At 39.3% G+C, this 15,067-nt stretch carries 12 protein-coding genes; 11 read left to right on the top strand and 1 reads right to left on the bottom strand.

What is annotated here, in order from left to right:
• Positions 1–128: 128 nt before the first annotated feature.
• Both JK629_RS09865 and JK629_RS09860 read left to right on the top strand, forming a co-directional pair.
• Complete coding sequence (locus tag JK629_RS09865; RefSeq protein ID WP_202335462.1) at positions 129–734, top strand: alpha-ketoglutarate-dependent dioxygenase AlkB family protein; 606 nt, start codon at positions 129–131, stop codon at positions 732–734.
• A 59-nt stretch (positions 735–793) separates the two neighbouring features.
• Positions 794–1,546 carry a DUF6503 family protein gene (locus JK629_RS09860; RefSeq protein WP_202335461.1) on the top strand — a complete coding sequence of 251 codons (753 nt, stop codon included), beginning with the start codon at positions 794–796 and terminating at the stop codon, positions 1,544–1,546.
• A 4-nt stretch (positions 1,547–1,550) separates the two neighbouring features.
• Here the strand turns inward: JK629_RS09860 and JK629_RS09855 are convergent, their stop codons facing one another.
• Complete coding sequence (locus JK629_RS09855; RefSeq protein ID WP_202335460.1) at positions 1,551–4,013, bottom strand: M14 family metallopeptidase; 2,463 nt, start codon at positions 4,011–4,013, stop codon at positions 1,551–1,553.
• 181 nt (positions 4,014–4,194) lie between these two features.
• Here JK629_RS09855 and bshC point away from each other — a divergent pair, with 181 nt between their 5' ends.
• The 9 genes from bshC (at position 4,195) to yidC (ending at position 14,992) form a co-directional block, all read left to right on the top strand.
• A complete protein-coding gene (gene bshC / locus JK629_RS09850) occupies positions 4,195–5,790 on the top strand; it encodes a bacillithiol biosynthesis cysteine-adding enzyme BshC (RefSeq protein WP_202335459.1) in 1,596 nt (531 codons plus the stop codon).
• 153 nt (positions 5,791–5,943) lie between these two features.
• The gene (gene guaA / locus JK629_RS09845) at positions 5,944–7,473 is read left to right on the top strand and encodes a glutamine-hydrolyzing GMP synthase (RefSeq protein ID WP_202335458.1); all 1,530 of its coding nucleotides are present in this window, start codon (positions 5,944–5,946) and stop codon (positions 7,471–7,473) included.
• A gap of 51 nt (positions 7,474–7,524) precedes the next feature.
• Entirely contained in the window at positions 7,525–9,426 is a 1,902-nt protein-coding gene (locus tag JK629_RS09840; RefSeq protein ID WP_202335457.1) for a LysM peptidoglycan-binding domain-containing protein, read from the top strand.
• A complete protein-coding gene (locus tag JK629_RS09835) occupies positions 9,423–9,827 on the top strand; it encodes an OsmC family protein (RefSeq protein WP_202335456.1) in 405 nt (134 codons plus the stop codon). Before JK629_RS09840 ends, JK629_RS09835 begins: the two co-directional genes overlap by 4 nt.
• Positions 9,828–9,899: 72 nt before the next feature.
• Positions 9,900–10,430: a DUF922 domain-containing protein gene (locus JK629_RS09830; protein WP_202335455.1), complete on the top strand. Its 531-nt coding sequence runs from the start codon at positions 9,900–9,902 to the stop codon at positions 10,428–10,430.
• Positions 10,417–10,644, top strand: a complete 228-nt coding sequence (locus tag JK629_RS09825) for a DUF3820 family protein (protein WP_202335454.1) — start codon at positions 10,417–10,419, stop codon at positions 10,642–10,644. The genes JK629_RS09830 and JK629_RS09825 overlap by 14 nt, the downstream gene beginning before the upstream one ends.
• A complete protein-coding gene (locus JK629_RS09820; RefSeq protein WP_202335453.1) occupies positions 10,641–11,294 on the top strand; it encodes a spermidine synthase in 654 nt (217 codons plus the stop codon). Before JK629_RS09825 ends, JK629_RS09820 begins: the two co-directional genes overlap by 4 nt.
• Positions 11,295–11,392: 98 nt before the next feature.
• The gene (locus tag JK629_RS09815; protein ID WP_202335452.1) at positions 11,393–13,012 is read left to right on the top strand and encodes a CTP synthase; all 1,620 of its coding nucleotides are present in this window, start codon (positions 11,393–11,395) and stop codon (positions 13,010–13,012) included.
• Between the two features lie 99 nt (positions 13,013–13,111).
• Entirely contained in the window at positions 13,112–14,992 is a 1,881-nt protein-coding gene (yidC, locus tag JK629_RS09810; protein WP_202335451.1) for a membrane protein insertase YidC, read from the top strand.
• The last annotated feature ends 75 nt before the right edge of the window (positions 14,993–15,067 follow it).

The raw sequence follows: 15,067 nt of genomic DNA, 5'->3' as shown, positions 1-15,067 counted from the left end.
AATTGCTTATTACTTAAAAATGAAACATCTAAGATACTATAAAGTTAGGGGTTATACGCTATTTGTTAATTGTTAATTGTTAATTGTTATTTGGAAGTTGGAATTTGTTGTTTGTTATTTGTTCCATTATGGAATTGTTCAACTTTGAAATGGATACCGAGCATAACCTGTTGCCTAGGGATGGTATTGTAAATTACTTCGGAAGGGTATTTTCTGAAAAAGAAGCCAATCATTATTACAACATACTTCTGAATAGCATTGCCTGGAAAAATGACGAAGCCATCATCTTTGGAAAAAAAATTATCACCAAAAGAAAAGTAGCATGGTACGGTGAAAAAGAGTTTGAATATACCTATTCAAAAGTGACAAAAAAAGCGCATTTGTGGACACCCGAACTCCTGCAACTAAAAAAGAAAATAGAAACAAAAAGTGGCGAAACTTTTAACAGTTGCCTATTAAACCTTTACCACTCTGGCGAGGAAGGCATGTCATGGCACAGCGATGCCGAAAAAGACCTGAAAAAAAATGGCGCCATAGCCTCGGTAAGTTTTGGGGCAGAGCGCAAGTTTGCCTTTAAACATAAGGAAACCAAAGAAACCGTTTCCCTAAACCTACAACATGGTAGCCTATTGATTATGAAAGGTGCTACACAAACCCACTGGCTGCACCGCTTGCCACCTACAAAAAAAATACAATCGCCGAGGGTCAATCTTACTTTTAGAACGATTGTCTAATATAAAATTATCTATTTTGAGCCTCGTATATAGATTCGTATCTTTAAAAAATAAATTCTATGAAATATCTATTAATAATCTGTTCTCTGATAATTTTTAGCTCCTGCAAGCCAGAAGAGAAAAAACGTACCGCTCAGCAAATCGTAGACAAAGCAATTGCGAATGCCGGAGGCGAAAATTATGGAGCAGCCATGATAAACTTCACCTTCCGAAATACCAAATACAGTAGCAAACGCCACAATGGCCAATATGAATTTACCCGTACCATTACAGATTCCCTTGGCGAGACCTTGGATGTGCTTACCAACACGGGTTTTGAACGCTATGTGAATGCCAATAAGATTATTGTTCCCGACTCTACGGCTACCAAATATGCAAACTCGGTAAATTCCGTACATTATTTTGTACAGTTGCCCTATGGCCTAAACGACTCCGCAGTTAAAAAGGAACTGGTAGGCAACGCTGAAATAGAGGGTGAAAAATATTATGAAATACAGGTAACTTTTGAAGAAGATAGCGGCGGAACAGACCACGAAGATGTTTATATGTATTGGATAAACCAGCAGAATTTCACTGTAGATTATTTCGCCTATAAATTCTACACAGGCGAAGGCGGCATCCGTTTCCGCAAAGCCTACAATCCAAGAATGATAAACGGAATACGGTTTGTTGATTACGAAAACTACAAATTGGAGCCTTGGAAGACAGTCGATTTAAAAACCATGGACTCTCTTTATTTGGATGGTAAACTAGAGCTACTCTCCGAGATTAAAACAAAAAATATTTCTGTGGAAATTTTAGAGAACAAGTAGTTTTTTAATTGATAAAAAACACCGCATTCGCCAAAAAAAGTTTCCCATTCTGCCAAAAGGAGCGGAAACTAACATCATCAACCATATAAACTACGCTGCCCCTGCCCTTTTTCGCTTCCGCAAAAACTATTGAGTTTTTTAATTTAGCCTTTGCTGTTTCCCCAGAAAAACCTGAAACGCTTTCTGGGTCTTTTATATAGCCTACATTGAAACCTTCATTTAAAAATTTATAGGAATCGCTGCCGAGTTTTAAACTGTAATAAGTATCTCCATAGCCAAATGCCAAAGGATGGGTATTGTCCAATTTCACTTTATAGATACTTCCCGTTATGAATTCTTTTGTGCTTTCCAGTTCGCGTTGGGCGTAAGGTATCATATTGCCAATGGAATCGGTTTCCGTTTTAGGTTTTTCAGAATTATTTTTCTTCAAATCAAAACCATCCTTGCCTTCAAAAATGCTAACGGCATTGGCAATTGCAATAATTTTCCCACCGTTGCTTATCCACTCCTCCACGGCTTTAAAAGACGCTTCGTTTAAAATAGACTTGTAATACCCATCCGGTAATATCAGCACATCATAATCTGCCCATTGAATGTTTTCTATATCATCTGTATTTATTGAGGTTACGGGGTATTTTAATTGTGTTTCAAAAAAGTGCCAAAGTGCGCCGTAACTTAATGATGAAGTGCCTTCCCCCTGCAACATTGCTATTTTCTTATTTTTTATTAAATGCACATATTGTGAACCGAAGTCGGTCAAGTTGTCTGCGAAACTCGTGGGCGAAGCATACAACTGCCGTCCCATTTCATTCGCAATTTCAATAAGCGTTTTTTCAAAATCTACATTGGATTTATTATCGCTACGTGTAATAATCAAACTACCGCGACCAAAAGTATTACCCCCAAAACCAAGTTCATTTTCTGAGAAGCGCACTTTTATACCTTCCTTCAACAATGCAGACAAAAATTCCGCATCCTGTAAACTTTTCCACTTAGCGATATATCCCGCTGCTGATGGCATAGTTATATTTGAAACCTTATTGGCTGGAGCCGATGCATTGGCAGGAACTAAACTGGTACTTGCTACAGTTTCCAAACCATAGGCATACGGCAAGCTCCAAGCAGTAATATCATAAGTAATGGGCGTTGATAAGGCAGCATTGGGCTCAAAAAGCACCTGAACCATTTTGCCTTTTGGTTGATTGGTGCTCACAACCAATGCGCCCTGGGCATTCATGGCACCATTTTTATTTTCGTTATAATTAAAACCTTTTACGATACCTCCAGTGGCATAGCCATATTTAATTTCGTGTTTGTCCAATAATGCCGCTAGCGCTTGTAAATTATCGGGATTGCCTTTCAATACAAAACTTTTGTACTTTAAATTATCGTTTTTGAAGAATTTCTTAAATTCAGAATTAAGGGAAGCAGCATTGTGTGAAGCAACTTCAATGGTTGAAAGTCCAGTCGTGGTATGATGCGCCACGCGATCAACAAGAGTAAGCTCAACATCTTCGTCGTTTATAATTCCCAAGCCTGCCATTCCGTGGCCGGCCTGTTCATAGGTCATCCCGATGGCACCCATATATAATGGGTAGGTATCGCCATAACTGGGATATAGCAAATCAAAACTCTCGCGGGTAAAGAAAAGCCAGCCGTTTTCATCAAAATATTTCGCGTTGTTTTTCCCTATTATATTTTGAAATTCTCGTTGCCAATCGGTTATTATTTCGTGATAAGGCTCTGCTCCAGGTGCAAAATAATACGGGTTATTAATAAACTGCTCATGAAAATCAACATGTACCTGCGGCATCCATTGATTGTAAATTTTTAAGCGTTGCTGGGTTTCCACTTGGCTTGCCCACATCCAATCTCGGTTAAGATCAAAAAGATAATGGTTTGGCCGGCCGCCGGGCCAAGGCTCATTGTGCTCTATTGCATCCCGGGATGAATTATAAGGTGAAGCTTTCACTTGATTGTACCAGTTTACATAGCGATCACGACCGTCAGGATTTACACCCGGATCCATAATTACCACAACATTTTTAAGCCAATCTGCATGTTCAGTAATAAGTTTATATGCTGTATTCATCGCGGCTTCGCTGCTACTGGCTTCGTTGCCGTGAACGTTATAACTTAGCCAAACAATTGCTTTATCGGGAGTCGCACTCCCGGAAAGAATGCCAATATTTTTTAAATTATCGGTGCGTATTTGTTCAAGATTTGCAAGGTTTTCTTCGGAAGAAATCACCGCATAAGTCAATCTTCTGCGTTCGTTGGTTTTTCCGTAGTCAGCATATTTCACCATTTCGCTGTTTGCCGCTACGTGTTCAAAATAGGAAACAACATCGGCGTGACGGGAGAATTGGGTGCCAATTTCATACCCCAAAAACTCGGAAGGGGATTGCAGTTGGGCAAAAATGAAAACAGGCGTTAAATATAGAAGAAAAGCTAACTTGCGAACCATTTGATGTATTTTAATTGAGGGCCAAAGATAGGTAAATTCCAAAAACGAAATTCCAAATTCCAATGGGCACATTTTGGTATGTGGTGCTTGAAATTTGGAACTTGAAAACCATATTAACGTATCTTTAGACCTACACTCAATTTAAAACGGTTATTTTTGTTTGAATTTTTTCAGAAATCCTATGCCAACCCACTCCATTCCGTACAAAGACACAGGTTATTTTTCAAAATTGATCTGCGATTATCTCGCTGAAGATGAAGGCCTAAATCCTTTTTACAACCGTTTTCCAAACTTGGAGAATTTTAAGCATCAGCTTGTAGAAAAACAGAAAAATTTTACCGATGAAAAAAGGCATTTGCTTTCGAAACGGATCATGCTTCAGTATGGCGATAATTCTATTTCGCAATCTACCTTGAGCAATATAGATTTATTACGGGAGCACAATACGTTTACAATAATCACGGGACATCAACTCAATCTTTTCACAGGGCCTTTATATTTTCTTTATAAAATATTTTCTACCATAAACCTTGCTGAAAAACTCAACAAAACATACCCCAACAACCATTTTGTCCCTGTTTATTGGATGGCGACGGAAGACAACGATTTTGAGGAAATAAATTACTTCAATCTTTTCGGAAAAAAGGTGAAATGGGACAGAGATGCTTCCGGCGCGGTTGGTGAACTTTCCACCGAAGGATTGAAGGAAGTGAAGCACCAATTGAAAAAGGAGTTCGGAGAAAGCGAAAATGCCAAAAAGTTGATTTCCTATTTCTCCGATGCATATACAAAACACGATAATTTGGCTGATGCCACGCATTTTTTGGCTAACACGCTGTTTTACCATCACGGTTTGGTGATTGTTGACGGCAACGATGCAGCGCTGAAAAAATGTTTTATTCCCTATGCCGAAAAGGAACTGACCGAAAACCTCAGCTTTAAAAAAGTTTCCGAAACGACAGAAAAATTGACCGCTTTGGGCTTTTCGGAACAAGTGCATCCTCGTGAAATAAATATGTTTTATTTAAAGGAAAAACTTCGCGAACGCATCATCGAAAAAAACAGCCGCTTTTATGTAAATGAAACAGACATCTCCTTTTCCAAAGAAGAAATCCTAAAGGAACTGCACGAAAACCCAGAGCGTTTTTCTCCAAATGCATTGTTGCGCCCATTGTACCAGGAAGTTATTTTACCGAATCTCTGTTACATTGGCGGCGGCGGGGAATTGGCGTATTGGTTTCAGCTGAAGGATTATTTTAACAAAGTGGAAGTTCCTTTCCCTATTCTTTTACTTCGGAATTCTGTGCTTTTGGTTCCTAAAATGCTTTCTGAAAAATTGCAAAAACTGAATGTAGAAATTGATGATTTATTTCTTCCGCAACACGAACTAATATCGAAACATACTCGGGAAATTTCAAAAATAGAAATCGACTTTTCACAACAAAAAGAATTTCTCAAAAAACAATTTAAGGATTTATATGAACTTGCAAAACAGACTGATGCTTCTTTTTTGGGAGCAGTTGGCGCACAGGAAAAGAAGCAATTAAACGGCTTGGACAATCTTGAAAAACGATTGCTTAAAGCGCAAAAAAGAAAACTTTCTGATGAACTTGATCGATTAAAAAATATTCAAAACCAACTGTTCCCAAACCAAAGTTTGCAGGAACGGCAGCTTAATTTCTCTGAGTTTTACTTGGAATATGGCGAAAGCTTGCTGGATCTATTGAAAGAAAACCTGGAGCCGTTAGATGCAAATTTTACTATTTTGGAATTATGAAAAAACTTTTAAATGTCCGTTCGCTCGGCATCAAAAAATATCAATTTCCTTTTAATAATTAGGTCTCGACTGCGCTCGACCCGACAAAATAAATATCATAAAAAATTCCCGACAACCATTTAACCAACTTATATATTTAAAGTATTTTTGCCTATGCAAAACAACGTCCTCATTTTAGATTTTGGTTCGCAGTACACCCAACTTATCGCGAGACGCGTGCGGGAACTGAACATTTACTGCGAAATTCACCCTTACCATCACATCCCCGAAAGTCTTGACCCGTTTAAGGCCGTAATCCTTTCGGGCAGTCCGTTTTCCGTTCGCGCGGAAGATGCGCCTCACCCGGATCTTTCACAGATTCGCGGTCACAAACCGCTTTTGGCGGTCTGTTACGGCGCTCAGTATTTGGCACATTTCAACGGCGGAAGTGTGGAACCTTCAAACATTCGCGAATACGGAAGAGCGAAGCTTTCTATGATAAAATCTGGCGAGGATTTCTTTAAGGATATTCCCGAAAACACAAACGTGTGGATGAGCCATAGCGACACCATTGCGCAACTTCCTGAGAACGGAGTGCGTTTGGCGAGCACAACAGATGTATTGAATGCCGCATATAGAATTGAAGGCGAGGAAACCTACGCAATCCAATTCCATCCCGAGGTATATCATACCACCCACGGCAAACAATTGCTTGAGAACTTTTTGGTGAATATAGCTGGCGTTGAACAAAGCTGGACTCCCGCTGCCTTTGTGGAAACTACGGTCGAAACTTTAAAAGAGCAGATTGGCGACGGAAAGGTTGTACTTGGTTTAAGTGGCGGCGTAGATTCTACGGTTGCTGCAATTCTACTGAACAAAGCCATCGGTAAAAACCTCTTTTGCATTTTTGTGAATAATGGTCTGCTTCGTAAAGACGAATTTGAAAACGTGCTCCACCAATACAAAGATATGGGGCTGAACGTAAAAGGTGTTGACGCTTCGGAACGCTTTTTGGAAGCTTTGCGAAATGAGAGCGATCCCGAAAGAAAACGAAAAGCCATCGGCAACGCATTCATCGAGGTTTTTGATGATGAAGCACACAAATTAACAGGCGTTGACTGGCTGGCACAGGGAACAATTTATCCAGATGTTATTGAAAGCGTTTCAGTAAACGGCCCTTCGGTTACCATAAAAAGTCATCACAACGTAGGCGGATTGCCTGATTTTATGAAACTGAAAATCGTGGAACCTTTAAGAATGCTCTTTAAAGATGAAGTGCGACGCGTTGGAAAGGAAATGGGCATTGACCCCGAATTATTGGGCAGGCATCCTTTCCCGGGACCCGGACTTGCAATCAGAATTTTGGGAGATATTACCGCAGAAAAAGTTCGTATCTTACAAGAGGTTGACGCAATATTTATAAATGGATTAAAGAAGTGGGACCTTTATGATAAGGTTTGGCAGGCCGGAGCAATTTTGCTTCCTGTAAACAGTGTGGGCGTTATGGGTGACGAAAGAACCTATGAAAAAGTAGTTGCTTTACGTGCCGTAGAATCCACCGATGGAATGACCGCAGATTGGGTAAACCTTCCGTATGAATTTTTACAGGAAGTGAGCAATCATATAATAAACCGCGTGAAAGGCGTTAATAGAGTAGTCTATGACATTAGCTCAAAACCGCCCGCGACCATCGAGTGGGAATAACAAAATGAAATCGAGACTATGTTTGGCAAATCTAAAAAATTGATTATCTCTATGTTGAAGTGTTTAATATACGTTTCGGTAACCGTACTTTTTATGGTAAGTTGTGGTTCTGCGGCCCAGCAACAATACAAAAGCCACGCTGTGCAAAAGGGCGAGACCGTTTATAGCATTGCAAAAAAGTATAATATATCCGAAGAAACTATTTATAATCTCAACCCCGATTCCAGAAATGAATTAAAGGTTAACAGTGTGCTCATCATTCCCTCCAGCAGTGTAATAAGTTCGGGAACAAACAACAACAATTACCGCGACCATAAAGTAAAAAAAAAGGAAACACTCTATGGCATTGCGCAACTCTACAACGTAAGTGTTGACGATATAAAAAAATTAAATAAGGAATTGTATTCCCGTGGCCTCAGAAAAGGTGAGCGATTGTTGATTCCCGCCGCTTCCAATAATACTGGGAATACTAATACAAATATTGGAAACACTTTACCCGGCACCCAACAATATACCGTTAAGGCGAAGGAAACTAAATTCGGGATCGCCAGAAAATTTGGAATTTCCATTGCCGAACTGGAAGATTTAAATCCAGATTTAGGCGAAAGCTTAAAAGTGGGCACAACCCTAGTCGTTCCAGATAAAGCAGTAATCGAAAATGCTGAAATTGACGAAGAAAATTTTCAGTATTACGAAGTAAAACCAAAAGAAGGCTATTATAGGCTAAAAGTAAAATTTGGGCTTTCCGAAGAAGAAATAATAGCGCTTAACCCATATGCAAAAGATGGTTTGAAAGATGGCATGATTCTTAAATTGCCAAAAGACGAAACCGCAATTTCACAAGCTGATATTTCGGTCATCGATCTAGAAAAAAGAATTGAAAACAAAAAAATGAAAACGGTAGCATTGATGCTCCCTTTCCGTTTAATGCGAAATGTTAATGACTCTACCAGCAATGACCAAGATTTATTAAAAAAGGATCCAACCCTTCGGGTGGCTTTGGATTTTTATAGTGGTGCTTTGCTGGCAGCAGAGTTTGCAAAAGATAACGGCATTTCGGTAACATTAAACGTGTATGATACCGAAAAAAGCGACAGCAAAGTAGCTTCCATTATTTCAAGAAATGAGTTCAAAAATGTAGATGCCGTAATTGGCCCGCTTCTTCAAAAAAATGTGGAAAAGGCTTCAGCTATGCTCAAAGGTGAAAAAATTCCGGTTTTTTCACCATTGAGCAACAGGGAAATGGCAATGAACGACAATCTTTTTCAGACGCTTCCCACCGATGCCGTGCTTCAAAAAACAATGATTCGCTATCTAAAAGAAAACAGTGCAGGGAAAAATATCATTATTATTTCAGATAGCAAAAGAGTGAAGCAAAAAGAAATGATTCAAACTGCTATTCCAACAGCAAAAACGGTATCGCCCAGAGGCAGCGGATACATTCAAGCAAGTGACATAACAGCGGTAGCTTCTGAGGGGATGGAAAATTGGGTAATTCTAGAATCTGAAAACCCCATATTGGTAAGTAGTGCCGTAAATGTACTTTCCGCAATGCCCAATAATTATAAAATGCGCTTATTCACTTTGAACAAAAATGATGCATATGAATGGCACGAGGTTTCCAGTATGCGATTGGCAAAGCTGAACTTCACTTTCCCATCCGTAAACAAAAATATTAACCCCGAAGACCGCATCCCTTTCTTAATAAGTTACAAAAACAAATACGGCGTACTTCCCAACAGATATGCCATTCGGGGCTTTGACGTAACCTATGATGTATTGCTGCGATTGGCTTCGGAAAAAGATATTTACGATGCCATACTGCCCGAAAGCGAAACGGTTTATATTGAAAATAAATTTCGATATGAAAAATCGAAAACCGAAGGCTACTGCAACGAAGCTGCCTATATTTTAAAATATAACGACGAACTTAAATTTGATGTTGTAGAATGAGCACCGCCAAAGTAACCTATCTCGGAAATCTTCGCACCGAAAATGAGCATCTAAAATCGGGTGACAAGTTCATCACGGATGCCCCAACGGACAATAACGGAAAAGGCGAAGCTTTTTCACCCACAGATACCGTAGCCACTGGGCTTGCCAACTGCATGCTTACGGTTATGGGTATCAAGGCGCGCGATATGGAAGTGAGCATTGACGGCACTACCGCGATGGTTACCAAAACAATGGCTGCAGAACCACGGCGCATTTCGAAAATTGAAATTGTTCTGGATTTTCCTACGGGCATAGAGGAAAAAGCACGAAAAATATTGGAGAATACCGCTAGAACCTGCCCGGTGCTTTATAGCCTTCATCCAGATATTGAAAAAATAATTTCCTTTAATTGGGGATGAAGTAATAGCAATTGCCAGTTCAACTGCAATGCCCAATGAATTTTAGATATTGTTTTTGATATTCCATAAATTATGAAACTACTCATAATCTTCATATTTTTCTTTCTTTTTGTTCCACAGCTTAATACCGAAAAAATCTTGTGGAATGAAAACCAAAAACTCAGTTGGAATGACTTCCGCGGAAAGCCAATTCCGAGCGCAAGTTTTGTAGCCAGCACCAATACTGGTATCAGTTTTCAATACTCATATTCCATACAAAACGGGGATATAAATGTGGAATATTCCGTGGATAGTTTTTTTAGCCCAGAAGGTTCGTGGTACATGCCCCAAAGAGTGAACGCCCATATTTTAAGACACGAACAGGCCCATTTTGACATTTCGGAACTGCACGCCCGCATACTCCGTAAAAACCTTCAAGGAAAAAAATTCACTAAAAGAATAAAGTCAGAAATAGAAGGTATTTACAAACAGGTAGAGCAAAAAAGACGCGCAATGCAAAACAAATTTGATGCTGAGAGCGATCATTCCCGCAATGAAGAGAAAGAAATTTTCTGGCAAAAATATATTGCCCAACAATTAGCTGCATACGATGCTTGGAAATAAGCCCGACCCCAACCACTTGGTGGAATTGGCAAACTACAAAATGCCCTTCGGCAAGTACGAAGGCTATTACCTTGCAAATATTCCCGAATATTACTTTGTATGGTTTAAACAAAAAGGTTTCCCCGAGGGAAAACTTGGCAGAATGATGGCCGAAATGTATGAACTGAAATTGAACGGTTTGGAAGGATTGGTGCAAAAATTGATAAAAAAATGAAGAAGCTTTTCAGCTACATTTGGCCCACTACACGGCGCTTTTCTTCAACAATTAATGGAACTTTGGAAATTACTTACGTGAACGGTAAAAAGGTTTTGGATACCGAAAACGCAAATTACTCCTACGGTTCGCTTCAAAAAATATTGGAAATTGGACTGACCAAAATTGATTTAAATACAGTAGAAAATATTTTACTTTTGGGAATGGGCGGCGGAAGTATCATTCATTCGCTTCGTGAAACATTTGATTACCACAAAAATATAACTGCTGTTGAAATTGATCCCGAAATTATAAGACTTGCAAAAGAAGAATTTGGAATATCTGCTTCCAAAAACCTCCAGATTAAAGAAGACGATGCGTTTCATTATGTAAAAACCTGTAGGGAAAAATTTCAATTGATAATTATAGACCTCTTTATAGACACCAAGGTACCTCACATCTTTTATGGAACAGAATTTTGTAAGAATATTTCAAAATTACTCTGTAAAAGTGGTTGGTTAATTTTTAATATCGGGGTAAACTTGAAAAACGAGTCGGGAACCGCTGAAAAAATTATCTCAAATTTTGGGAGCGATTTTGAGCTTAAAGTTTATAAAAAAATAAACGGAACCAATACACTACTAATTGGTCAAAAACAGCCAGCTCAATAGTTTGATTTGGAGGTGCCACATTTTAAACTTTATCCCTTTCCTTTCCATAATAAAAATGTACCTTTGCATCCCGTATAGTTATTTCAGCAAAGGTATTCATGAGCACTACAAAATACATCTTCGTTACGGGCGGGGTTTCATCATCTTTAGGAAAAGGAATTATTGCGGCATCGCTAGCTAAGTTACTGCAAGCCAGAGGCTACCGTGTGACCATCCAAAAACTGGATCCATACATAAATGTGGATCCTGGAACGCTGAATCCATACGAACACGGCGAGTGCTACGTAACCGATGATGGTGCCGAAACCGATCTTGATTTGGGTCACTACGAGCGTTTTTTGAATGTAAATACTTCACAGGCAAATAACGTTACCACAGGCCGAATTTATCAAAGTGTAATCGAAAAAGAACGTCGTGGTGAATTTTTAGGTAAAACCGTTCAGGTTATTCCACACATAACAAACGAAATAAAGGAACGTGTTCAGCTACTCGGGAACACGGGCGAGTACGACATAATAATTACCGAAATAGGCGGGACCGTGGGCGATATTGAATCATTGCCCTACATTGAAGCGGTGCGTCAAATGAAGTGGGAAATGGGTGATGACAATGCCCTTGTTATTCACTTAACGCTTGTACCCTACCTTTCCGCCGCTGGCGAATTAAAAACAAAACCAACCCAACACTCCGTAAAAACCTTGATGGAAAGTGGAATTCGTGCAGACATTTTGGTATGCAGAACCGAGCACGAACTTTCACATGATTTACGAAGAAAGTTGGCGCTTTTCTGTAATGTGAAGGAAGAGGCGGTTATCCAATCTATTGACGCCTCCACTATTTATGATGTGCCAAATATGATGCTAGAAGAAGGTTTGGACACGGTTACTCTGCAGAAATTAAATTTGAAAGATTCAAAAAAGCCAGATTTAAAACAATGGAATAAATTTCTGCAAAGACACAAAAATCCAAAGGGCGAAGTTCACATTGGCCTTATTGGAAAATACGTAGAATTACAGGATAGCTACAAATCAATTTTGGAAGCCTTCATCCACGCGGGTGCTGAAAACGAAGTAAAAGTGAAGGTAGAATACATCCATTCTGAACATATAAATGCAAAAACCATTGGCAAGAAACTTTCCAAACTTGACGGAATTTTAGTCGCGCCCGGTTTTGGTGAACGCGGGGTTGAGGGTAAAGTTGCAGCCGTAAAGTATGCTCGCGAAAACAACCTTCCATTTTTGGGAATCTGTTTGGGAATGCAAATGGCAGTTATTGAGTTTGCCCGAAACGTACTAAAACTGAAAGACGCCAATAGTACCGAAATGGATTCGCAAACCAAAAATCCGGTAATCAGCATTATGGAAGATCAGAAAAACATTACCAACATGGGCGGCACCATGCGTTTGGGAGCTTGGAAATGCGATCTGAAAAAAGGAAGCATCGTAAGCAAGGTCTACAAATCAAAAACCATAGAGGAACGCCACCGCCACAGATATGAGTTCAATAACAAATACCGTGAGCAGTTTGAAACAGCAGGGCTAGTTCCTACTGGAATAAATCCTGATACTGGACTGGTAGAAATTGTAGAAATACCTGAACATCCTTGGTTTGTCGGGGTCCAATATCATCCAGAATACAAAAGTACGGTAGCCAATCCACATCCCCTTTTTGTGGCTTTTGTAAAGGCAGTTCACCAACACGCTTCAAAAAAGAAATAAGACAATTTGACGCAATAAAAGAAAAGGCGGGATTATTGCCCTGCCAAAGAGCATTAACGTTAATATGCTTTTGATTGATTTCAAAAGAAGAAATAAAAGATGGAACAAAAAAAATTCGACCTTAACTCACTCATAGGCTTTTTATTAATCGGTGGAATCCTAATCTGGATGCTTTATATAAACAAACCCACCGAGGAAGAAATTCAGGCAGAAAAAGCCAAAACCGAAGCCGCTGCCAAAAAAGAAGCTCAAGCATCAAAAACCACAGAGGAAGTTACCCTAGCACAAGCTACAACAGACTCTATGACTGTGAAAGGCGACTCGCTGGCTTTTGAGCAATTAAAAAACAAACTGGGCTCCTTTGCATATTCAGAAACACTTCCTTCTGCCACTGAAGGTACAACCGTTTTGGAAAATGATGTGCTTTATTTGGAAGTGAGCAATAAAGGTGGATACATAACCGAAGCCCTTCTTAAGAAATTTACCAAATATGATTCAGTTCCTGTTTATTTGATAAAAGATGGAACAGCTTCCTTAAATCTTCAGTTTGCATCTGAAAATAGAACCTTAAACTCACAAGAGCTCTATTTTGAACCTACATTGAGCAAAAATGGAGAAGACCAAGTGCTTTCCATGAAGCTCAAAACTTCAGAAAATGGTTTTATTGAATACCGCTACACCTTGCACCCGGGCGAATATATGATGGACTTCAGCATCAATAGCCAAGGACTGGATGGTATTATCAACACTTCGCAGCCTATGTATTTGGATTGGCAGTTGAAGGGGTATCGTCACGCCAAAAGTATTTCGTACGAAAACCGCTATTCGCGCTTAACGTATGAATACGATGATGAAAAGCATTCAAAACTTTCTCCTTCAGGCGAAGATGATGAATTGGAGAAGGACGTTACTTGGATGAACTTCCGCCAACACTTCTTTAGCTCCATGCTACTTACCGACACTCCGTTTAAAGAAGTGAAATTGACCTCGGTTGATTTGGTAAAAGATGAAGAAGTAGATACCACATTTACAAAACAATACGGTGCAAAAATGCTTTTGGAGCCAAAAAATGGTGCCTTGTCTTATGACATGAATATGTACTACGGCCCATCGGACTATCAGATTTTTAAAAAATACGGCAGGAATCTGGATGAAGCCATGCCTCTGGGTTGGGGTATTTTTGGTGTGATAAACAAATATATTATCATACCGTTATTCGGCTTTTTGAGCGATTTCCTTCCTGCGGGAATCGCAATTATTGTTTTGACAATTCTTATAAAACTTTTGCTTTCCCCAGTGCAGTACAAACAGTATTTGGCACAGGCAAAGATGAAGGTGTTGAAACCAGAACTTGACGAAATAAAAGAAAAATACAAAGGCAATAGCTTAAAAATACAACAGGAAACCATGAAGCTGCAAAACTCTGCTGGAGCCAGTCCGCTAAAGGGTTGCTTGCCAGCTTTGCTGCAAATTCCGGTATTTTATGCGCTGTTTACGTTTTTCCCATCGGCTTTTGATTTAAGGCAGAAAAGTTTCCTTTGGGCAGATGACCTTTCAAGTTATGACACCATTGCAGAGCTGCCGTTCCATATTCCATTTTATGGAGATCACGTGAGCCTCTTCCCTATTTTGGCATCCATCGCCATCTTTGTTTATATGATGATGACAATGGGCCAGAATATGCAGCAACAGCAACAGCCCGGTATGCCAAACATGAAATTCCTAATGTACCTCTCGCCCCTGTTTATGTTGGTATTCTTCAATAACTATGCGAGTGGACTTTCACTGTATTATTTTGTTTCAAACCTCATTACCATTGGTATTATGCTTGTAATCAAAAACTTCATTATTGATGAAGACAAAGTTCACGCTAAAATTCAGGTGAAAAAAGCCACGCCAAAGAAACAAAACAAATTTCAGCGAAAAATGGCCGAGATGATGGAACAGGCAGAGCAACAGAAAAAAGTCGGAAAACGTTAGTTTTTAAAATTAGATTTAAAACGATTTAAAAAATAGATTTTAAATTTAAACGTTTGCTTTTTAAGTAAATGAACG

Origin of the sequence: Aequorivita iocasae, from assembly GCF_016757735.1 — a bacterium.
Taxonomy (GTDB): domain Bacteria; phylum Bacteroidota; class Bacteroidia; order Flavobacteriales; family Flavobacteriaceae; genus Aequorivita; species Aequorivita iocasae.
Note: the sequence above shows the minus strand (reverse complement) of the source record. Positions and strands in the feature narration are given on the sequence as shown.